Raw genomic sequence first — 21,489 nt, 5'->3', positions numbered from 1 at the left:
AGATGTTCTTCTAAAATTATCTACACACCAAAGCTACTGAAAATATTAGGTATACAAAAATAAAATTTTTATTGAATATAATAATGGTTTAGATAGCAATGCAACAAAAGATATTTCTGTATTATAATATTCTATTTTTTATTTTTTCTTCATTTCAATTTCTGAAATAAACTCATCAATAATTTTTGATGTCTTTAATGGATCAGCCATGTGATATAAATGTTCTCTAAATAAATCTGTTTCATTGTAATTTGTAATATCATATACTTTTACACCATCACCTTGATAAAGTCTATGTACATATTTTGCTATGCCATCTTTCTGGCTTTGAAGTATTAAAACTGGAATATTATTTTTGGGCATATTTATCAATCCAACCTGATTATCAAAAGATTTAGATTCTAATAATGCTGAACAACATTGTATGGCAAATATTTTCGGTGGAACTTTATTTAATGCATTTTCAATCGGTATTCTATTTAACTGTGGTAATGAATCTAATTCAGACATCACTTCAATAACTCTTTTCTTTACTGCTTTCCACAAATTACTTTTTTCAGATTCTTTTTTTCCAATAAGCATTTCTGCTAGTCCAATTCCTCTATTTCTTACAGCTTTTTTGGAATCAAATGGAATAATTTGTCTTAATGCTAAGAGCATTGGCTTCTGAAGTAGAGAATCAAGAAAAGTCATTGAAGGAATAATTACATTATCTAAGAAACCTAAAATTGCATGCTTGGCTTCTTCTCCAAAAAATGGGTTTGCTCCTATCCTACCTTTTAAATATTTTTTTATACTTGGTAAATTATCTAAATTCTTATCCATCATTAGAAAATATATATTTCCCATTGAATGATCTAAAATATACACAGGATGACCTCTTTCGCCAAAATATTCTACCACAGCATTTATGTTTAGCATTACATGTTTTGAATAATCATCAATCGGCAAATCATTTGGAATTGTACCATAATGCATGGCAGCTGTAATATATTTTGATGCTGGAATTGTTGTTAGTAAACCATCAAATGAATTTAACCCTAAAAAGCCATGTATTAAAATAATAACTGGTAGCTTTTCTTTTGCATTTTCTTTGTATGGATATGTTAAGTCCAATCGAATTGTAGATGTACCATATGGTGTTTCTCTATTTATCTGAATTTGTGGCCAAGTTAATGCTTCATCATCAATAAATGCAGTAACTCTATTTCTTACATTTGGTATATATCTAATAAAACTTGGGCTTTCTGTTGCTGTTCCACTAGAACTATACAACCAAGCCAACGGTCTGCGTTTATCTGCTTTCGTTGCTAAAAATGCTATTCTTTTTGTTTGTGATAAAAAGTATGGCGTTGTAGTTATTTCTTTTTCTTTATTTAATGTAACTAAAGTTGTTATTTCTTTGCTATCAAAAGCTTTTGACTTGCGTTCTATTCCTGCAATTCTTCCTCTTGGATTACATGATAAAAATGCATAATCAAAACCAGATTTATTATTTTCATCTAAGAATGAATGAATCTGTTGATTAAAATCATGCATATATTCTTCTAAATTTTCATCATTAAAATTTGAACCAATCACTTGATGTCTTGTTATTAATCCTTCTTTTAATAATTTTTTTAAAAAAGGTCCAGCATGAAATACTCCAACAAGCTTTTCTTGAGATTTCAATGGTGTATTTACAAAAGAATAATATATATTATTTGTATTTTTTAATTTATGATAATTATTAAATATATACTGATAAGCTCCTGCTGGTGATTGTCCATGCGATAAGCCAACAAATAGTTTTTCTTTCTTTTCTAATATTTTATTTGCATAGTGTATAAAATCTTTACCTACAGCTTCATCAAATTCGTTCTTTGTAGTAAAATATCTCGTCTCTGGCACATCATAATTCAGATAATTTCTCGTAGCTGTCATTCTAATTATATTTACAATAAAAAAAATTCAAAAATAAACCTTTAAAGTTAGTAATTTATAATGATTATTTATTTATGCCAATATTAATTATTTTGGTACTATGTCTTTTCTAACACTAATGCTTTCTAAATTTTCTAACAACAATATACATCAACGTTATTAAAAATATTTAGATTACAATTGTTACGTATATTTAAAATAACATTTGCATTTAATTGTAGTCCAATTATCTATATTTGCATTTATGAAAATAAGTACGTCGGCAGAAATAAGACAAGCATTCCTAGACTTTTTCAAATCTAAACAACATCTAATTGTTGCATCAGCACCATTAGTTGTAAAGAATGACCCAACACTCATGTTTATAAATTCAGGAATGGCACCATTCAAAGATTATTTTTTAGGAATTGGGAAACCACCACATCCACGAATTGCTGACACTCAAAAATGCTTAAGAGTTTCTGGAAAACATAATGATTTAGAAGAAGTTGGAGTTGACACTTATCATCATACGATGTTTGAGATGCTAGGAAACTGGAGTTTTGGTGATTACTTTAAGAAAGAAGCAATTGCTTGGAGTTGGGAATTTTTGACAAATGTACTTTCATTAGACAAAGATAGATTGTATGTTACAATATTTGAAGGCAATGAAGCAGAGAACATTCCTAAAGATGATGAAGCATACAATGAATGGAAAAAATACATTGCAGAAGATAGAATTCTATTAGGCAATAAAAAAGATAATTTTTGGGAAATGGGCGACACTGGACCATGTGGACCATGTACAGAAATACATGTAGATTGCAGACCAGATGATGAAAGAAAAGCAGTTGATGGCGCAACTTTGGTAAACAATGACCACCCACAAGTCATTGAAATTTGGAATAATGTATTTATTCAATTCAATCGTAAAAAATACAACTCATTAGAACTATTACCAGCAAAACATGTGGACACAGGAATGGGTTTTGAACGTTTGGTTCGTGTTATTCAAGGTAAAACATCAAACTATGATACAGATGTATTTACAGGCACGATAAGTACAATAGAAACTATTACCAATAAAAAATACCATAAATCTGACAGCAAACAAGACATTGCATTTCGTGTACTATCAGACCATATACGTGCTGTAAGTTTTACAATATCAGATGGACAATTACCAAGCAACACAGGCGCTGGTTATGTTATTAGAAGAATTTTGAGACGTGCTGTAAGGTATTATTTTTCATATTTAGAAAGAAAAGAACCATTATTACATTTATTAGTTCCAGTTTTAGCTGAACAATTTGCTAATGTTTTTCCTGAACTAAAAGCACAGCAAGAATTTGTTGCAAAAGTAATTTTAGAAGAAGAAACCTCATTCCTTAGAACGCTAGAAAATGGCTTAAAAAAGATTGATGTAATATTGAAAGAAAACACATCAAAAAATATAGATGGAAAAGCTGCTTTTGAACTATTAGATACTTATGGTTTCCCAATAGATTTAACCAATTTAATTGCATCAGAAAATGGCTTTACTGTTGATGAAAATGAATTTAATACTGAACTACAAAAACAAAAAGAAAGAAGTAGAGCTGCATCTGAACAAGATGTAGATGATTGGATTGTATTAGAAGATGGTAAATCAACTTTTATTGGATATACAAACTTAGACACCGAAACAAAAGTATTAAAGTATAGAAAAATAAAAAGCAAAGGAAAAGAACAATACCAAATTGTATTACAACAAACGCCATTTTATGCAGAAAGTGGAGGACAAGTTGGTGATGTTGGTGTCATAATTTTTGACAATGAAAAAGAAATAAAAATTACTGATACAAAAAAAGAAAATGATTTAATTGTTCATTTCTGCGATGCATTACCTCAAAATATAAATGCTAAAGTAATTGCAAAAGTTGACACTGAAACAAGAAAAAAAACAACATTGCATCATTCTGCAACGCATCTAATGCACGCACTACGCAATATACTTGGCACACATGTGGTTCAAAAAGGCTCATTAAACAATAGTGAAAATCTAAGATTTGACTTTTCTCATTTTGCAAAAATGAGTGCTGATGAAATACAAAAAGTGGAGCAACTTGTCAATCAAAAAATAAGAGAAAACATTCCAGTAATAATAAAAGAATTACCAAAAGATGAGGCATTAAAACTTGGTGCAATGGCACTATTTGGTGAAAAGTATGGTGATGTTGTTCGTGTTGTTATCATGGATAAAGATTATAGTGTTGAGTTGTGTGGTGGTACGCATGTTGGTGCAACTGGAGAATTGGGTTTCTTTAAAATTATTTCTGAAAGTGCTGTTGCTGCTGGTGTTCGTAGAATAGAAGCTGTGTGTGGCGAAGCTGCAGAACAATTAACCAATGAGTTAATTCAACAACTAGACAATGTAAAAGCTGAGCTTAAACAACCTAAAGATACTGTAAAAGCTATTCAACAATTATTGGAAGAAAATACTATATTAAAAAAAGAAATTGAACAATACCAAAATGAGAAAGTTGAGCAGATAAAAGCACAATTGCGCAGTAAAATATCCAATAAAAATGGAACGAATATTTTAATTGAACAAATCAATGGTGTAACTGCTGATGGTTTAAAGAAAATTCAGTTTGACTTGAAAAATGAAATTGAAAATTTATTTTTTGTCGCCACAAGTATTATTAATAACAAACCATTTATCTCAATAATTATTGCTGAAAACTTAGTAAAAGAAAAGAATTTGCATGCTGGAAATTTAGTAAAACAACTTGCAAAACACATTAATGGTGGTGGTGGTGGACAAGCATTTTATGCAACTGCTGGTGGCACAAATGCAGATGGTTTAGCAACAATTTTACAAGAAGTAGACAATATTATTGCATAATATTTTTTTTAATTCTACTCAGTGATGTTGGCGTAACACCAATAAATGAAGCTAAATATTTTTGTGGAATTTTTTGTAGATAATCTGGTTTATCTAACAAATCTAAATATCTTTTTTCTGCGCTATCGCGTTGCAATGCTGTAAATCTTTCTAGCAAATTCAGAATTACATCTTCCCAAAATTTGCGCATCATTTCTTGCATTGTTGGATGTGTTTGATATAAAATATCTAATTCTTGTTTGGGCAAATACAATACTTCTGTATTTTCTATTGCTTGCAAATAATAATTTGTTGGTGTTTCGCTAATAAAACTATACATTTCTATTGCTGATGAATGCTGAAATGCGAACCAAACTGAAATTTCAATATCATCTTGTACGTAATACAAACGCAGACAACCATCTTGTACAAAAACTAAATCTTTACAAATATTGCCTTTAGTTAATACAAAATCATTTTTATTATATTTTTTAGTTTTAAATTTACTAAGAATATCATCTATTTCTTCATCAGGAAAATGAGCATAAGTGCGTAAGAATGTTTTTAAGTCATCAAGCATTACTGCAAAAATAAAGAATTATAAGAAAAACTACCACATTTTTTCAAAATCCATAGGTTCTATTTCTTTATTTCTAAATACAAATCCTATGTTCTTTTGTTTCTTTTTAAAAAGCGATAATGGACAAATAACAAACACAAACAACATTGTGAACATAATTGTTTTTATCACAAAGCCTATAAAATTTATAAATTTATTTAGGTATTTTATGTAGTTTTTAGTCAACAAATTAAAAGGCAAAATTATTAATAGAATAAATACAAATATTAACAAATAATACTTTTTTAGAAAAACCCCAATAATACTAAATACAATAATTTGTATCAATATCTCTTTATTTCTTTTAATAAAGTCCATTAAAATATAGAATACACAAATGGTGTAACTGCACTTGAGCCACCAAATGCAATGAGCAATGCTATTAATACAATACTAATAATTAGTGGAAACAACCACCATTGTTTTCTTTCCCATAAAAATGCCCATAAATCTTTAAATAGTTCTAACATTATTCTTAGTTTTCTTCTGTTTGTTGTATGGCATCTTGGTCATTTAGTTTTACGTACTTTTGATTTTTCTTACGCAGTCGCATATTTAAAAACTCTACAGACAAGCCAAATGCCATTGCTGTATAAATATAACCTTTATTTATGTGCTGATGAAATCCTTCTGCAATTAGAATAATACCTATTGCAACTAAAAATGCTAATGCTAAAATTTGCAAAGTAGGATTTCTATCTATATAATCTGAAACTGGTGTAGCAAATGCCATCATTATAGCTATTGAAATAATTACTGCCAATATCATAATCCAAACATTGTCTACTAAGCCAACTGCAGTAAGTATAGAATCTATAGAAAACACAGCATCTATTAATACAATCTGAACTATTGTTGCACCAAAACCTGCAACAACTTTTTTCATATCTTTATTTTGAACGATTTCATCTACTTCCAATTTATGATGAATTTCTGATATACTTTTTGCTATCAAGAAGAAACCACCTAGAATAAGTATTAAATCTTTTGAACTAATACTTAATGGTTGTCCTTCGTGCTCGATAAATGGTATTGTGAATAATGGATTGGTCAATTTTATAATATATGTAATTCCAAATAACAAACATATTCTGAATGCCATTGCCATCATCAACCCAATTAATCTGGCTCTTGGTTGTTGTGCTTTAGGTAGTTTTGATGAAACTATGGAAATAAAAATGATATTATCAATACCAAGAACAATTTCTAAAAACGTAAGTGTCAACAACGAAACAATTACTGCTGGATCTAACAAATTTGGAAATACATCGACTAACAACATAACTTAAATTTTTGGCAAAAATAAATAAAAAATCGTTGCACAAAGGCAACGATTAAGTATATTTTTTGAAGTAATAAAGAATTACGCTTGTGGTATTCTCAATACTTGACCAACGTAAATTTTATCAGGATGTGATAACATTGGTTTATTTGCTTCAAATATTTTCATATAGTCGTTTGCATTACCATAATGTTCTTTTGCAATTTTTGATAATGTATCTCCACTTGCTACTGTATGCAAAACTGATTCTGGTGCTGGTGTAACAACAACAATAGTGTCTTCAACTTGTCCAACGCCTTCTACGTTACCAACTGCTAATAATATTTTTTCTCTTTCTTCTTGAGTTGGTACTTCACCTCTTAGTGTTACAGTATCACCTTGAACAATAACTACAAGTTTTTCGATTTGAAATCCTAAACTTTGGATGTAACCTAATAACTCTTTTGAGTGCACTTGTTTTTCTTCTTCTGTTTGTGCTTCTTCAGGTTTTTTGCCTTTGAAAATTTTTTCTCCAGCTGTTTTAATAAAACTAAATAATCCCATTTTTGATGTTATTTTATTGATTAATAATGATTAAAAGTAAGCAATTTTTATACCAAATTACAAATATTTGTAGCTATTTTTTGGATTTATTGTCTTTAAAGTTTCATAAATTAAAGTAATTACTGCTTCTACATCTGCTTTTGCAACTGTTTCTACTGTAGTATGCATATATTTTAATGCCAATGAAATTAATGCACTTGGCACACCAGCATTTCCGTATGCAAATGCGTCTGTGTCTGTGCCTGTCATTCTACTAGCTGCATCTCTTTGGAAAGCAATTTTATTTTTTTCTGCTGTGCTTAATATTTGCTCTCTAAGAATATTATGTACTGCTGGTCCATAAGTAACAACTGGACCTCTTCCACATTTAAAATCGCCTTGTTCTTTTTTGTCTATCATAGGTGTTGATGTATCGTGACATACATCTGTAACAATTGCCAAATTTGGTTTTATTCTTTCTACAACCATTTGTGCGCCGCGCAAGCCAACTTCTTCTTGCACTGCATTTACTATATATAATGCAAATGGCAATTTGATATTATTTTCTTTGATTAATTTGGCTACTTCTGCAATCATAAAACCACCAATTCTATTATCTAATGCTCTGCCTGTATAATATTTATTATTCAAAAGCATTAACTCATCTTCGTATGTGATAACACAGCCAACATGAACACCCATTTCTTCTACTTCTTTCTTATTTTCGGCACCAATATCTATGGTAATATTTTTTACGGAAGGTGTTGTATCTTTTCCTGTGTCTCTCAAATGGATTGCTGGCCAACCAAAAACACCTTTTACTATTCCTTTTTTTGTGTGGATATTCACTCTTTTTGATGGTGCAATGATGTGGTCGCTACCTCCATTTCTAATTACACTTATCAAACCATCTTCAGAAATATAAGATACAAACCATGATATTTCATCTGCATGTGCTTCAATAACTACTTTAAATGGTGCATCTGGATTGATAATACCATATGTAGTACCATAGAAATCTACATCATGTTTATCTATGTATGGTTTTATATAATCTAACCATATTTTCTGTCCTTCTACTTCAAATCCTGTTGGAGATGCATTATTCAAATATTTGAATAAAAACTTCTCAGCTTTATTATCAATAGTATAGGTTTTTTTTGCGTTTTTTTCTTGCTTTGCCATATCTAATTTTTATGTTTACTAAAATAATAATTTAATTTATATTTTACTAATAAATATCATATAATTGATATTTACATGGTAGTTTTCCATTTAATAAGTTATATTTTTTAGTTGGTTTAAGTCCTAGTTTCTTAAGTGCTTCCATATCTGAAGATATAATTCCACACGTATATAAGGTAAAATGTTGTTTGAAGCTATCTCCTATTTCTTTATAAAATAAATTAATATCTTCGTCTTCATTCATTCTTTCGCCATAAGGTGGATTTATAATACAAACACCTTGTAGATGTGGTGGAATAAACTTCAGAAAATCTTTTTTATGAAGTTCTATATAACTTTTCAATCTCGCTCTAAATATATTTCGTTCTGCCTTTCTAAGTACTTTTTCTTGATTGTCTATTGCTATGATTTTATTCTTTGGCTCTACAATCTTAGCTCTTGCATCTTGTAAACATTTATCCCAAAGGTTTTGTTCAAAATTATTCCAATTTTTTACTGCAAAATATTGTCTTCTTAAATTTGGTGCTTCGTTCTTTGCCATCAATGTTGCTTCAATAACAATTGTACCACTTCCGCACATTCCATCAACAAAAACGCTTTCTCTATTCCATTTACTCAATGTAATTAATCCTGTCGCTAATACTTCATTAATTGGTGCAATGTCTTGGTATTGTTTGTAGCCACGTTTGTGTAGACTTTCGCCCGAACTATCTAAACTTATAGTCACTTGGTCTTCATGTATATGCAGATTGATTAAGATATCTGGTTCTTCTGTTTTTACATTTGGTCTAGTATTGTTTATTTTTCTAAATCTATCGCAAATGGCATCTTTTAATTTTAATGCAAGATATTGTGAATGTTTGAAATAATTTGAAAAAATACTTGCATCTATAGCAAAGCTTTGTTCTACATTAAAATAATTTTCCCAATTTATTTTTAACGCTGCTTGATATAATTCGTCGTTTGTTGTTGCTGTGAAATTTTCGATTGGCACTATGGCTTTTAATGCTAATCTTGCTTCAATGTTTATTCGATACAATAGTTCTTTATCGTAATTACATTGAATGCCTCTTTTTATAATTTGTACATCTTTAGCACCTAAATGTGTTATTTCTTCAGCTAAGATTTCCTCTAATCCAGAAAATGTTTTTACAATAATTTGTGTGTGTGCTTCTATCAATTATAAAAAATGAGTAACAAAGGTAGTAAAAAATAGAATTATTTTGGAATTGTTTTACCTGGGTTTCTAAAATCTACTTTTGTTTTTTTCTGAACATTTGGCACATCACCATTTTCTCTCTTTATATAATCAATTAAATTTATGTGTATCCATTTGTTTTTTACCCATTCAAATCCTTCATAAGTTCCATCTGGCAAGTATTGTGAGTAGAATCCTTCTAAGTTTTCATCTGGCGGCAAAACATGATCGTATATTACTTTATTTTCTTCTGGCACAAAACGCATTGTGGCCCACGCATTATTACTAAATTCGAGTATAAATCTATTTTGCAATTTATTTTTATACTCAATAATTGGAGCACCAAATCTTGGTTTTCCATCTTTTTCGAACCAAAGAATTTCCATTACTTTTCTGTTGCTATTAAAATTATTTCCATCTGAGCCAAAAAGTGTATAGTATGTTTTTTTCTTTTGTTTTACAGCAATAATTTGATAATACAATGCTCCGTACCAATTTTGGTTATCTACCATTTTATCTTCAGGTTTATCAATAAAATCTGAATAATCTACCAATGGAAATAATTGTAAGGTATCTGTATTTAGTTGTATGGCTCCGAAATATCTGTATTGTTGATTTTCGTTGATGACAAACCAAGTAAATATTCTGAAAGAATTATCTGGAGCATACACAATTTGAATAGGTAAAAGTGAATCGAATTGATATTGGTATGCATTTTTTACTTTTAAAGCTGCTTTTAATGTTTTTACAATTCGATAGCTGGCAATAAATTTTGTTTCTTCGTTTTTGTCGCTTATCATAGAATCGCCATAAATTTTTATGGAATCTTCTAATGATTTGATGAACTGAATGTCTTGTGGTTGAATTTGTGCTTTTAAATGGTCATTTGTAAAAAAGCAGTATAGTGCAATAGACAAAAAATATTTTTTCATATTAAGTATTAATATTACAAAATAAATACCAAAATTTTGGATTTAGAAGCATGTTTTAGAATAATTAACTAAATATATTAAAACTCCATTCTGTATTGCATGGTTAAGCTCATTGGCGATTCTAATTTTCCGACACGCAACCAATATTCTTTATTTGTAAAATTTTTAACTATACAACCAAGTGTATGTTTTTTAGCAAAGTTATAAAATACTCTGGCATTTGCTACCCACGCTCCTTTTGTTCTGTCATCTGATCCTAAATATTCTGGTACACCTTCAATGCCTAAAAATACTTGATCAAATCCTTCGAAATTGGAATAATATCTAACATCCATACCTAATGTTAGTTTTTGATTATAGGTATATTCTGCGTCAAGTGTTAATAAATGTCTATTTCTATATTTTAAGACTTGATAAAAATCTATTCCTCCAATTTGTTTGCCTACGTATTTAAACATATTTTTTAAATATCCTTTTATAGTTGTATTATCAAAATTTGGATTATTTACAGTAGAATTTAACTCAATTGGAAATGCATATACGTATCCTGCATTTAAATATAATGTATTTTTATTATTGATATTAAAATTATTTTTAAATGAAATATCCCAACCTGCAATTCTAGCTTTACTGATATTTTGTGCTCTTAGGTTTATTTTTGCATTTGATGTTGAGTCCTCAGTACCACCAAAATCGACTAAATTTTTATATTCTTGCCAATATATTGCAGCATCAAACTGGGCATTATATATATTGTTATTAGATTTAAATTGTTGTTGGAAACCGATTTCTGATGTCCAGCCATATTCTGGTTGTAGACTTTCGTTCGGCAGTACTCTTAATAATGGTGCTGTTGTTGAATCATTTAGATCATAACTTCCGACTGGTTGGTTCACAAATCTTTCTGCAAAAGATGGAAAACGAAATGCTTGTCCGATATTAAATCTAATGTATGATTCTTTACCCACTCTTGCATTGACACCAAATCTTCCGATTGGTGGTGTAAAGCCTTTTACATCTTGGTATTTATATGTTTCCCATCTTAATCCACCAGAAAGTGTTACTCTATCTCCAAATCTTTTATCTAGTTGTGAGTACACAGCAAATAAGTTTCCAAACTTAACGCCGCCACCTACGAAAGCAGGAACGTTTATAAAAAGCATTTGATTGTTTGTACCCACAATTAAATTTAATCCAATCTTTTTAAAATTTTTGCCAAAGGTATAATCAATATTTTCTAAGAAAGTTTTGGTTGCGAATGATGGTCTATTAAAATAGCTTCTGGTTTTTATTTCGTGCTTATTATCTTTTTTATCATATACAGTCATGTATGGATCTACTAAGACTCTTATGTTATTAAAATCTTGAGCTGCATTTGCTTTGTATGCACCATCTTTGCCATTTTCCCAAATAAAGAATTCATATTCTCTATTAAATAATAGACTACCTGCTACTCCATAAGATAGTTTTGGATTTCTTTTACTTGTCCATCTAGTTTTGTAGTTTAATCTTGCCATGTATTCTTGTCCACCTTTAAACTGAGTATTGTTTAGATACACGCTTCCGCTAACAAAATATTCGAAATTATCTTTGGGTTTATGTGCTCTTAAAAATGTGGCACCAAATGAAAGTACAGGAAAATCCCACCATTTTATTTCTTTTCTTTTTGGTGGTAAAATAAAAGATTGGAATGCTGTAAATCTTGTTAAAGGTGTTTTGGTTGGTTTTACAGTTTGTAAATGTATGGTACCGTTCATGGCAGAAGAACCATATAATACTGATGTTGCACCTTTTAATACTTCCATTTGTCCCATAGCTTCAACAGGTAATTGCGTCCATTTCACATCACCTCTATCTGGCGAAAGCATTGGTTGACCGTCTACAATAAACATTACTCTTGAGCCTACGCCATAAGCCCATCCACTTCCGCTACGTATGTTTGCTTGTCCGTCTGCAACATTTAAGCCCGATACTCTTCGTGCTACTTCATCAATTCTAAGTGCATTTACACCTAACATTAATTGAGGTTTTATGACTTCTATTGAGATTACTTCTTCGCTTGCTTTTTTTTCGAACATAGAACCTGTAATTACTAAATCTTGTCCGAATACATTCTTTGCTTCTTCATCCATTTCTATTTCTAATGAAATGGTCTGATTATTTGCGAGTGTTATATTTTTACTATAATTATTATAACCCAAATAGGATATTACAACATCGTGTGTGCCATCTTCTAGGTTTAATTCAAATCTTCCATCTATATCTGTATTCGTAGATAATTTGCCACAATCTACATTTGCTCCAATAATAGCATCTTTAGATTTTGCATCTTTTACAATACCAGATACTTTATTTTGAGTATAAGCATTTAATAAATATGCAAGTGATAAATAAATGAATAAAAAATGTTTGAAGTAATTCATAATTAAATGTATAAATTTTAACAAAAATAAAGAAATAAAACAATATAAAACTCTTCTTTGTATTACATAATTTTTAAATATTTATTGTTAGTTATATTTAGCTACTTGAATGTCATATCAAATCTAAATCCGTAATTTCTTGGTGCTTCTACTAATGATGGTCTAAGTGTATATTCTCTGTTGGTAACATTTTTTACAGTGAACATAAAACGATAGTTTTTATCTTTTCCAAAGTTTATACCTGCTCTTAAATCCATTACGACATCACCTTTTAATTGATTTTGAGGTTTTTTATCTTCCCAGTTATCTTTTAATTTTCCATATCTAAATTCTAGAATGCTTGGAGAAACAAGGGCAAGTACATCATCAAAATTTTCCATTGCACTAAAATATTGTACTGATACACCAAAATCGAATGGTCCAAAACTAACATCCCACATAGATTGTACTTGATGTCTGAATCTATATTTTAATACATTATAATCTGTAAAATCTTTTGTTGAAGTACTATTAAATTCTTTGTATTAAAGAATAATGAAAGTATATCCTGCTACTAATGTAGTTGGAAATTTTTTAAACAATTTTCCTTCTCCCATTAAAGTAACTTCTGTGCCATAAATTCTTGTATTCCCTATATTTTTAGAAAGAAAGCCTAAAATTCCGCCATCTACATCAAAATTAAACTCCATCATATCATTATATTCTTGATAGAAAGCAGCTAAATCTAAATATGCATTAAAGTCTCTACCTAATTTAACACCTTGTTTAATTCCTATTTCGGCAGACATACCTGTTTCTGATGTCAAATTTGGATTTGGTTTTATTTTTAAAAATTCACTTAACGATGTTTCTATGAACTTTTCTGCAATAGTTGGGAAACGATAGCCTTGACCCCAAGATGCTCTAATAAATGTATATTTAGCTGCTTCAACGTTTATACCTACTCTTGAAACTGGTTTGGTTTCTGCTTTGGCATCATCCATTCTAAAAGTTTCAAATCTGAAACCATAAGTTATATTTAATCTGTTCCAAAACTTTTTATCTAATTGTACATAACCTGCTAAATTATACAGAGAATGGTTAGTATTTCCAAATAATTGAGATTCAGATGTTGTGTAGTTTCCTGTAAATCCTGTTGTGATAACAAAATTAATTTTTGATATATTTCTTTGATATTGATATTCTCCATAATAATAATTTGAAGAATTATCTTGATCGTTAGAATTATCTATTTCTGTACGCATAAATCTAGTTAATATTTTATGGCTATTACCTTTGGCATCTGCATATCTAAAAAATGGATCTATAGTACCTCTAAATGAGCGAGATTCAGTTGGGTAACCAGTAATTGCTCCTGGTATATACTTATTTATTCCACCTCCTCCCCAAAAAGAAAGTTTGAGATTTGGCTGCATATAAATTAGCATTCACACCCACTTGTATTTTCTCGTTAATTCTATAATTGGTATTGATATTAAATCTTCCTCTTGTACCTGTGCTACCCCAATTATGTCCAATCTCTTTATTAAATTGACCACCAAAAATGAAATCTAATTTTTTACTCTTCGTTAATTTTTCTCTATAATTAAAAGAGAACCCATAAGTATGTGGTCTTTGTCTTGAATCATTTACAAAAGTAGTATCTGGAGTATTTATAACACCAGTTCCACCAAGAAATGTTATACTATCAAGTTCCCACCAATTTTTGTTTACTTTAGTTTCTTGAAATTGACCAGTAAAATTTCCTGCTGCATCTATTATTCCTATTCTCTCTTTTTGATTTGGATTATCGCTTACACCACCAAAAACAGAAAATTTAAAATATGGTTCTGATGTTGGGTAAGCTGTTCTGATATTGATGATACCATTCATGGCAGAAGAGCCATATAATGCTGAAGCCGCACCTTTAATTACTTCTATTTGAGAGATATTTTCTACAGGAAATTGGTCCCAAGATACGAAACCTGCATCAGGCTGTAACATAGGTAAATCGTCCATTAATAATAATACTCTTGAACCAGCACCATAAGACCATCCAGAACCACCACGTATATTAGGTTGTCCATCTACTACCGTAACACCTGGGTTACGAGAAACAACATCTCCTGCTTCAGTTAGGTTTTGTTTTTCTAACATAACTGGCTTAATGACATCTATTGATACGGTTTCTTCTCCTATTCTGCGTGCGAATTTACTACTTGTAATTACGACTTCGTTTAATAGGCTACGTGATTCTGATAATTGAATATTGGCAATAGTTTCTTTATTTGCTGAAATAACGACTTCTTGTTTTTTTTCTTCATAGCCAACGTAACTATACACCATAGTATATTTCCCTTCTGCCAAATCTAATTCAAAATTACCATCAATATCTGTTGTGGTTCCTTCTTGAGCATTTTGAATGGAGACATTTACACCAATTAAGGCTTCATTACTTTTAATATCTGTAATGTTTCCTTTTAATTTTCCATTTTGAGCAAAACTATAGATGCTAAATAGAAGTGAAAAAAATGATAAAAAATATTTCATATTTGTTATTTTTTGCTAATGTATGATTATTTATAATACTGACAAAAAAAATGCCCCAAATTATTGGAGCATTTTTCAATAGAACTAAATATTATTTAAAAGTCCCTTTTAACTCTGTATCTGCTATTGATTGGTCATTTAATATACCAGTTGATGTAGATGCAGTACCTTCATTTACATCAATTTGGGTCTCTAATTGTCCTTTTGTAATGTTAAATCTTAATGTTAAATTTGCATTTACATTTTCTACAATTGCATCACCAAATATTCCTCCTAATTCATATTCAAATGATTCTACAGTTGCTCCTGGTACATAAATTTTACAGTCAGTAACAATACCTCTTACTGTTAAACCTAATGTTTCTGAAGTAACTAAAACTGAATCTGTACCAGTTATATCTGAAACAATAATTTTATCATTAATTGGAATACTAATTTTAGTTGGTTGATTGATATTTAATGAATGGCTTCCATTAAACGTTCCTAAAAATTCTGATTTTTCACATGCATATTTGTCTTCGTCTTTTTTGCATGCTGAAGTAAATACCGTGAAAATTGCTAATACTGATAAAATAAAAAAGTTTTTTGTCATGTTAATTAAATTTAAATTGTTTAAACAAAAATAGTATTATTTTTTAATTCTACAAACAATTATGTTTAAAATATTGTTAAACTGAAAAAAATATTACTTTTATTCATCTTTTAATAAAAAGTAGTATATTAGCATCTAATAAAAAATTGTTAAATGGAAACTGCAACTTTAAATACAATCTCTGCGAAAGCTTTGGTAAATAAACAGAGAAATTATTTTAATTCTGGAGCTACTAAAGATGTGGCGTTTAGAATCTCTCAACTTAAAAAATTAAGACAACTTATTGTAGATAATGAAAGTAAAATTTTAGATGCTCTTAAAAAAGACTTAAATAAATCTTCTTTAGAAGCTTACACCACAGAAGTAGGTTTTGTATTAAAAGATATAGACCACACTATAAAATCTATAACAAAATGGGCGAAACCAGAAAAAGTTGCTACGCCTCTTTTTCATCAGCTAGGAAGTAGTTGGATACAAAGTGAGCCTCTTGGTTTAGTATATGTTATTGCTCCATGGAATTATCCTTTTCAGTTATTATTAGCTCCAACAATTGGTGCTATTGCTGCTGGCAACACTGTAATTATGAAACCATCTAGAATGAGCGAAAATACTTGCAAATTATTAGAAACTTTAATTAACCAAAACTTTGCAGATGAATATTTAAAAGTATTAACTGATTTTAGTGTTTGCAATGATTTATTAGAAGAAAAATTAGATTATATATTTTTTACTGGTGGAAAAGAAGTAGGTACAGAAATTTACCAAAAAGCTGCCAAACAACTTACGCCTGTTACGTTAGAATTAGGTGGAAAATCGCCATGCTTTGTAGATGAAACCATAGATTTTAAATGGGCAATTAAACGATTAATTTGGGGGAAATTTACCAACACTGGACAAACTTGTGTGGCACCAGATTATTTTTTAGTAGACAGAAAAATAAAAGATAAATTTATAGCAGAAGCTAAGAAAACAATTACTGAATTTTATGGCGAAAATCCGAAATTAAGTGATTCATTTGGCAGAATTATATCTGAAAAACATTTTATTAGAGTATCCAACTTATTTAAAAATGCTGATGTAATTTTTGGTGGACAAACAGATATTCATGAAAAATATATCTCGCCAACCATAATAGATAATTTACAACCAGATGATGCCGTGATGCAAGAAGAAATTTTTGGTCCATTGATGCCAATTATTACTTATGATAAATTAGAAGATGCCATTGCATTTGTTACGAGCAGAAGCAAACCTTTGGCGTTGTATATTTTTCTGAAAACAAATTATATCAACAAAAAATATTACAAGAAACATCATCAGGAAATGCATCTATAAACGAATGTTTAATGCATGTTGGTCAATTTAATTTACCATTTGGTGGTGTGGGCGATAGTGGTATAGGACAATATCATGGCAAACTTAGTTTTGATATTTTTTCGCACAGAAAAGGTGTACTTAAAAAATCTACACTAAGCGATGTAGCATTTAGGTATCCACCTTACACAAATAAAGCAGAAAAAATGCTTAGAAAACTAATAGATTGGTTGATGTAATGTAAAAGAATGTTATAAGAAAATTTAATAGTTTAGTACTAGTACTTTTGTTTTCTATCTACTTATGTAGTATTTGATTCTCAATTTATTTATATTATTGTGGGAATTATTTCCTAATTTCTAATGGATTCTATCGCCACGGAGTTGCATGTTTTCAAGTATTTTTGTTTCAAAATCTAGCCATGCATTCCATCTATCTTTTACTTTATCTTTCTCAAAATAGTGTAATGCAATATCTAAAAACATTTTATAATGGTTGGCTTCCGCAATCATTAAATGATGATAGAATTTCTTTAATGCTTCATCATTAATTTCTAAAGATAATAATCTGAATCTTTCGCAACTGCGAGCTTCTATTAATCCTGCCATCAATACATGATCTAAAAATCTTGTTTCTCTGGTGTTGCCTTTTGTAAAAAATTTATTTAATTGTAATACGTATTCATCTTTTCTTTGAGTGCCTAATTTTAAATTACGTTTTTTAAGTTCGTCTAGCACCAATTTAAAATGTGTCCATTCTTCGTGTACCACAGGCATTAATTTATGAACTAAATAATCTTTTTCAGGAAAATTTTGTATTAATGCAATGCAAGCCGAAGTTGCTTTTTGTTCGCAATAGGCATGGTCGGTTAATATTTCTTCAATTGATTTTTCTGCTAAATTTACCCAACGTGGGTCAGTTGCTAATTTTAATCCTAACATGATTTTTAATAAAAAGAATTAAGTAATATATTTAGAAAAACTTTTTGATTTTATTGATATTTTTTTTCTACAAATTTTTTCAACATAAACAATGCAACTGTGCTTGACAACTGAATATTTATTTCTCGATTGTTTGTGAACACAAATTTCTTAATCCATTTTTCTTGTTTGTTGGCAATACCAATAACAACAGTACCAACTGGTTTATCTTGCGTTCCTCCTGTTGGTCCAGCAATGCCTGATGTTGCAATTGAAATATCAGTATTAAAAGTATCTATAGCACCATCTAACATCTCAGAAACTGTTTGTTCACTTACTGCACCATATGTATTTAATATATCTCTTTTAACGTGTAAAATATTTTCTTTTATACAATTATCATATGCTACTATACTACCATGATAATAGGCAGAACTACCTGATATTGATGTAATTAAATGTGCTAAATAACCACCAGTACAACTTTCTGCAGTAGATATGGTAAGGTTTTTTCTTAAAGCATCGCTCCTATTTTTCTTCAAAAACATCATCATCAAAACCATATAGATTGTCTTTTACTTTATCAACAATATATTCGGTTGCATCATTTATCAAAGATTGTAATTCATGTTTATTTTCTCCTTTTGCAGTCAATCTAAGTTTTACCTTACCAATACTCGGCAAATAAGCTAATTTTATTTGTTTAGATAAGTTTTGTTCAAACTCAACCAAATTATCAGCAATTTGAGATTCACCTATTCCGACAGTAAGAATGTGCTTATGTATTATTGTAGGAAATGAATATTTAGTTTTTAGATATGGAATAAAATCATCAGTAACCATGGCTTTCATTTCATAAGGCACACCTGGCATTGAAACAATCGTTTTATTCTCTTTTGTAAAAATCATCCCAGCTGCAGTACCATTTTTATTCTGTATTGGTGTACAATTATCAGGTAGATATGCAACATACTTAGTAGCTTCATTAATTAATCTTTTTCTAGAATTAAATATTCTTTCAATATTATTATAAGCTTCTTCATTAAAGATTAATTTTCCACCAAAATAATCACATAATACTTTTTTAGTAATATCATCATTAGTTGGTCCTAAACCACCAGTAATAACAATTACTTCAACATCTTTTAAGTACAAATCTAAACAATTAACAATATCATCTCTATCATCTGAAATTGTTATATGATGTTTTACATCAACACCAATTAAATTTAGTTGTTGTGCTATCCAAGCTGCATTAGTATTAATTGTGTTTCCAATCAAAAGTTCATCACCTATAGTTAAAATATTTGCATTCATTATATTTTTTCTTATTTTAGTGCATAATTAAATTATATACAAAGATGAAAAAAATTTACGTTTTAATTTTCAGTTTATTCTTATTTGGTTGTTCTACACAACAAATACAAGATGCTGTAGGTTCTATACTTGGCACAAATAGCACAACTGTTACAGAAAGTGATGCTGCTGGTGGTTTGAAAGATGCATTATCACAAGGTATAAATATTGGAATGGGATTATTATCTAAAGAAAATGGATTTCTTGGAAATGATTTAGTAAAAATTCCTTGGCCAGAGCAAGCAAATGTTGTAAAAGATGCAATGCTTAAATTGGGTATGCAAAAACAAGTTGACAATGTAACAACATCATTAAATAGAGCAGCAGAAAAAGCATCAGGCGTTGCTATTGAAGTGTTTGTTAATGCTATCAAACAAATGACTATACAAGATGCAATGAGCATACTTTTAGGTGGTGATGGCACAGCAACAGCATATTTAAAAAAGACGACAACACCATTACTTACTGAAAAATTTAGACCTATTGTAGATAATTCTTTAGGACAAGTAAATGCCACAAAATATTGGTCTGATGCTATGAATGTATATAACAAAATTCCTTTAGTAAAACAAGTAAATACAGATTTAACTGGCTTTGTAACAGAAAAAGCATTGCAAGGTGTTTTTACAATGGTTGAAAAAGAAGAAAATAAAATCAGAGCAAATCCGCTTGGCAAGAGTTACAGATTTAATGAAAAAGGTATTCTCATTTGCAGATTCAAAAAAATAATTTTATGCTAAAAGGTGTTTTGAATGGTATAAAAGTACTTGATTTATCAAGATTATTGCCTGACCATTATCAACTATGTTGATGGCTGATATGGGCGCTGAGATCATTAAAATTGAAGACCCAAATGTACCTGATTACACACGTTTTATGCCACCACATTTGAATGGTGTTGGCGTTAATTATTTAGCATTAAATAGAAATAAAAAATCTATTACACTAAATCTAAAAACTGAAAAAGGATTACAACAATTCTATGATTTAGTAAAAGAAGCAGATATTGTTGTAGATTCATTCAGACCTGGTGTTTTAGCAAAAATGAAATTGGATTATGAAACAGTAAAACAATATAATCCTAAAATAATTTATGTTGCAGTAACTGGCTATGGACAAGATGGTCCATACAAAAACATGGCAGGTCATGACATTAACTATTTAGCCTATGCTGGAGTTTTAGGCATAAATGGCACACCAGATAAAATAATGAAACCAGGCATACAAATTGCAGATATTGCTGGTGGTACATATCCAACTATTATTGCTTGCTTAGCTGCACTTTGGCACAGAGATAGAACAGGCGAAGGACAAATTGTTGATGTAGCCATGACAGATTGCGTGCTTCCTTTTCTTTCATTTTATCTTACCGAAACACTAAATAGTTCTAAAACATACCAACGTGGCGAACATCCATTGGCAGGCAGTTTGGTAAATTATAATATTTATAAATGTAAAGATGAAAAATGGATAGCATTAGGTAGTTTAGAACCTAAATTTTGGATTAACTTTTGCACCGCAATACAAAAGCCAGAATGGACTTCTAAAATGATGGACGAACAGGTAAAAAATGAGCTAAAAACTTTATTTCTTACACAAACAAGAGATGAATGGATAACTCAAACTATTAATGCTGATTGTTGTATTGCTCCAATTTATGAATTGGATGAGATAGAACAAGATCCATATCACATAGCAAGAAATAACTTTGTGGAAGTTGAGCATCCAAGTTTAGGTAAAATTAAGATGATTAATCAACCAATAAAATTTTCTGCAATAAAAGATCAGCAAGAGTTTAGTGCACCACCAGAAATGGGCGAACATAACAAACAATATAATATTGAGTAAT

At 29.7% G+C, this 21,489-nt stretch carries 19 protein-coding genes and 1 pseudogene; 4 read left to right on the top strand and 16 right to left on the bottom strand.

Annotation, left to right across the window (positions count from 1 at the left end; genetic code table 11):
* Positions 1–138: 138 nt before the first annotated feature.
* Positions 139–1,923 carry a 6-phosphogluconolactonase gene (locus IPK18_12830; GenBank protein QQR97704.1) on the bottom strand — a complete coding sequence of 595 codons (1,785 nt, stop codon included), beginning with the start codon at positions 1,921–1,923 and terminating at the stop codon, positions 139–141.
* 244 nt (positions 1,924–2,167) lie between these two features.
* Between IPK18_12830 and alaS the strand changes: the two genes are divergently transcribed.
* Positions 2,168–4,789, top strand: a complete 2,622-nt coding sequence (gene alaS / locus IPK18_12825; protein ID QQR97703.1) for an alanine--tRNA ligase — start codon at positions 2,168–2,170, stop codon at positions 4,787–4,789.
* Here the strand turns inward: alaS and IPK18_12820 are convergent.
* From IPK18_12820 to IPK18_12765, 12 genes are all read right to left on the bottom strand, one after another.
* A complete protein-coding gene (locus IPK18_12820) occupies positions 4,779–5,348 on the bottom strand; it encodes a Crp/Fnr family transcriptional regulator (protein QQR97702.1) in 570 nt (189 codons plus the stop codon). The two genes, alaS and IPK18_12820, sit on opposite strands and share 11 nt — an antisense overlap.
* A gap of 356 nt (positions 5,349–5,704) precedes the next feature.
* Positions 5,705–5,857, bottom strand: coding sequence for a hypothetical protein (locus tag IPK18_12815; protein ID QQR97701.1), 153 nt, complete (start codon positions 5,855–5,857; stop codon positions 5,705–5,707).
* A gap of 5 nt (positions 5,858–5,862) precedes the next feature.
* Entirely contained in the window at positions 5,863–6,669 is an 807-nt protein-coding gene (locus IPK18_12810; protein QQR97700.1) for a TerC family protein, read from the bottom strand.
* 81 nt (positions 6,670–6,750) lie between these two features.
* A complete protein-coding gene (lysM, locus tag IPK18_12805; protein ID QQR97699.1) occupies positions 6,751–7,212 on the bottom strand; it encodes a peptidoglycan-binding protein LysM in 462 nt (153 codons plus the stop codon).
* 57 nt (positions 7,213–7,269) lie between these two features.
* On the bottom strand, positions 7,270–8,376 hold the full coding sequence (locus IPK18_12800; GenBank protein ID QQR97698.1) for a M42 family metallopeptidase: 1,107 nt from the start codon (positions 8,374–8,376) through the stop codon (positions 7,270–7,272).
* 46 nt (positions 8,377–8,422) lie between these two features.
* Positions 8,423–9,556 carry a hypothetical protein gene (locus IPK18_12795; protein ID QQR97697.1) on the bottom strand — a complete coding sequence of 378 codons (1,134 nt, stop codon included), beginning with the start codon at positions 9,554–9,556 and terminating at the stop codon, positions 8,423–8,425.
* A 38-nt stretch (positions 9,557–9,594) separates the two neighbouring features.
* Positions 9,595–10,506 (bottom strand): hypothetical protein, encoded by a 912-nt coding sequence (locus tag IPK18_12790; protein QQR97696.1) that lies wholly within the window; start codon positions 10,504–10,506, stop codon positions 9,595–9,597.
* Between the two features lie 77 nt (positions 10,507–10,583).
* The gene (locus IPK18_12785; protein ID QQR97695.1) at positions 10,584–12,929 is read right to left on the bottom strand and encodes a TonB-dependent receptor; all 2,346 of its coding nucleotides are present in this window, start codon (positions 12,927–12,929) and stop codon (positions 10,584–10,586) included.
* 101 nt (positions 12,930–13,030) lie between these two features.
* A complete protein-coding gene (locus tag IPK18_12780; protein QQR97694.1) occupies positions 13,031–13,369 on the bottom strand; it encodes a TonB-dependent receptor in 339 nt (112 codons plus the stop codon).
* Between the two features lie 84 nt (positions 13,370–13,453).
* The gene (locus tag IPK18_12775; GenBank protein QQR97693.1) at positions 13,454–14,344 is read right to left on the bottom strand and encodes a TonB-dependent receptor; all 891 of its coding nucleotides are present in this window, start codon (positions 14,342–14,344) and stop codon (positions 13,454–13,456) included.
* Positions 14,295–15,458: a carboxypeptidase-like regulatory domain-containing protein gene (locus IPK18_12770; protein QQR97692.1), complete on the bottom strand. Its 1,164-nt coding sequence runs from the start codon at positions 15,456–15,458 to the stop codon at positions 14,295–14,297. Before IPK18_12770 ends, IPK18_12775 begins: the two co-directional genes overlap by 50 nt.
* 91 nt (positions 15,459–15,549) lie before the next feature.
* Positions 15,550–16,050 carry a hypothetical protein gene (locus tag IPK18_12765; GenBank protein QQR97691.1) on the bottom strand — a complete coding sequence of 167 codons (501 nt, stop codon included), beginning with the start codon at positions 16,048–16,050 and terminating at the stop codon, positions 15,550–15,552.
* A 153-nt stretch (positions 16,051–16,203) separates the two neighbouring features.
* Here IPK18_12765 and IPK18_12760 point away from each other — a divergent pair.
* A pseudogene (locus IPK18_12760) lies at positions 16,204–17,603 on the top strand (aldehyde dehydrogenase).
* 120 nt (positions 17,604–17,723) lie between these two features.
* Here IPK18_12760 and IPK18_12755 read toward each other — a convergent pair.
* The 3 genes from IPK18_12755 to IPK18_12745 are packed head-to-tail and all read right to left on the bottom strand — an operon-like array spanning position 17,724 to position 19,601.
* Positions 17,724–18,305 carry a tRNA-(ms[2]io[6]A)-hydroxylase gene (locus tag IPK18_12755; GenBank protein QQR97690.1) on the bottom strand — a complete coding sequence of 194 codons (582 nt, stop codon included), beginning with the start codon at positions 18,303–18,305 and terminating at the stop codon, positions 17,724–17,726.
* Between the two features lie 50 nt (positions 18,306–18,355).
* Positions 18,356–18,847 carry a CinA family protein gene (locus tag IPK18_12750; protein ID QQR97689.1) on the bottom strand — a complete coding sequence of 164 codons (492 nt, stop codon included), beginning with the start codon at positions 18,845–18,847 and terminating at the stop codon, positions 18,356–18,358.
* Positions 18,813–19,601 (bottom strand): hypothetical protein, encoded by a 789-nt coding sequence (locus tag IPK18_12745; protein QQR97688.1) that lies wholly within the window; start codon positions 19,599–19,601, stop codon positions 18,813–18,815. The genes IPK18_12750 and IPK18_12745 overlap by 35 nt, the downstream gene beginning before the upstream one ends.
* Positions 19,602–19,645: 44 nt before the next feature.
* Between IPK18_12745 and IPK18_12740 the strand changes: the two genes are divergently transcribed.
* Positions 19,646–20,380: a DUF4197 domain-containing protein gene (locus IPK18_12740; GenBank protein QQR97687.1), complete on the top strand. Its 735-nt coding sequence runs from the start codon at positions 19,646–19,648 to the stop codon at positions 20,378–20,380.
* Positions 20,381–20,444: 64 nt separating this feature from the next.
* Positions 20,445–21,488, top strand: a complete 1,044-nt coding sequence (locus IPK18_12735; protein QQR97686.1) for a CoA transferase — start codon at positions 20,445–20,447, stop codon at positions 21,486–21,488.
* Position 21,489: the final 1 nt, after the last annotated feature.

This window comes from Sphingobacteriales bacterium (genome assembly GCA_016699615.1).
GTDB lineage: Bacteria > Bacteroidota > Bacteroidia > Chitinophagales > JADIYW01 > JADJSS01.
Note: the sequence above shows the minus strand (reverse complement) of the source record. Positions and strands in the feature narration are given on the sequence as shown.

Bases quoted from the DNA above. Each gene is read 5' to 3' on its own strand.
- IPK18_12800 (QQR97698.1), bottom strand. From the start codon at position 8,376: ATGGCAAAGCAAGAAAAAAACGCAAAAAAAACCTATACTATTGATAAT.
- IPK18_12745 (QQR97688.1), bottom strand. From the start codon at position 19,601: ATGAATGCAAATATTTTAACTATAGGTGATGAACTTTTGATTGGAAAC.
- IPK18_12785 (QQR97695.1), bottom strand. From the start codon at position 12,929: ATGAATTACTTCAAACATTTTTTATTCATTTATTTATCACTTGCATAT.
- IPK18_12820 (QQR97702.1), bottom strand. From the start codon at position 5,348: ATGCTTGATGACTTAAAAACATTCTTACGCACTTATGCTCATTTTCCT.
- IPK18_12735 (QQR97686.1), top strand. From the start codon at position 20,445: ATGTTGATGGCTGATATGGGCGCTGAGATCATTAAAATTGAAGACCCA.
- IPK18_12750 (QQR97689.1), bottom strand. From the start codon at position 18,847: ATGGTTTTGATGATGATGTTTTTGAAGAAAAATAGGAGCGATGCTTTA.
- lysM (QQR97699.1), bottom strand. From the start codon at position 7,212: ATGGGATTATTTAGTTTTATTAAAACAGCTGGAGAAAAAATTTTCAAA.
- IPK18_12765 (QQR97691.1), bottom strand. From the start codon at position 16,050: ATGACAAAAAACTTTTTTATTTTATCAGTATTAGCAATTTTCACGGTA.
- IPK18_12780 (QQR97694.1), bottom strand. From the start codon at position 13,369: ATGTGGGATGTTAGTTTTGGACCATTCGATTTTGGTGTATCAGTACAA.
- alaS (QQR97703.1), top strand. From the start codon at position 2,168: ATGAAAATAAGTACGTCGGCAGAAATAAGACAAGCATTCCTAGACTTT.
- IPK18_12810 (QQR97700.1), bottom strand. From the start codon at position 6,669: ATGTTGTTAGTCGATGTATTTCCAAATTTGTTAGATCCAGCAGTAATT.
- IPK18_12830 (QQR97704.1), bottom strand. From the start codon at position 1,923: ATGACAGCTACGAGAAATTATCTGAATTATGATGTGCCAGAGACGAGA.
- IPK18_12790 (QQR97696.1), bottom strand. From the start codon at position 10,506: ATGAAAAAATATTTTTTGTCTATTGCACTATACTGCTTTTTTACAAAT.
- IPK18_12770 (QQR97692.1), bottom strand. From the start codon at position 15,458: ATGAAATATTTTTTATCATTTTTTTCACTTCTATTTAGCATCTATAGT.
- IPK18_12740 (QQR97687.1), top strand. From the start codon at position 19,646: ATGAAAAAAATTTACGTTTTAATTTTCAGTTTATTCTTATTTGGTTGT.
- IPK18_12775 (QQR97693.1), bottom strand. From the start codon at position 14,344: ATGCAGCCAAATCTCAAACTTTCTTTTTGGGGAGGAGGTGGAATAAAT.
- IPK18_12755 (QQR97690.1), bottom strand. From the start codon at position 18,305: ATGTTAGGATTAAAATTAGCAACTGACCCACGTTGGGTAAATTTAGCA.
- IPK18_12815 (QQR97701.1), bottom strand. From the start codon at position 5,857: ATGTTAGAACTATTTAAAGATTTATGGGCATTTTTATGGGAAAGAAAA.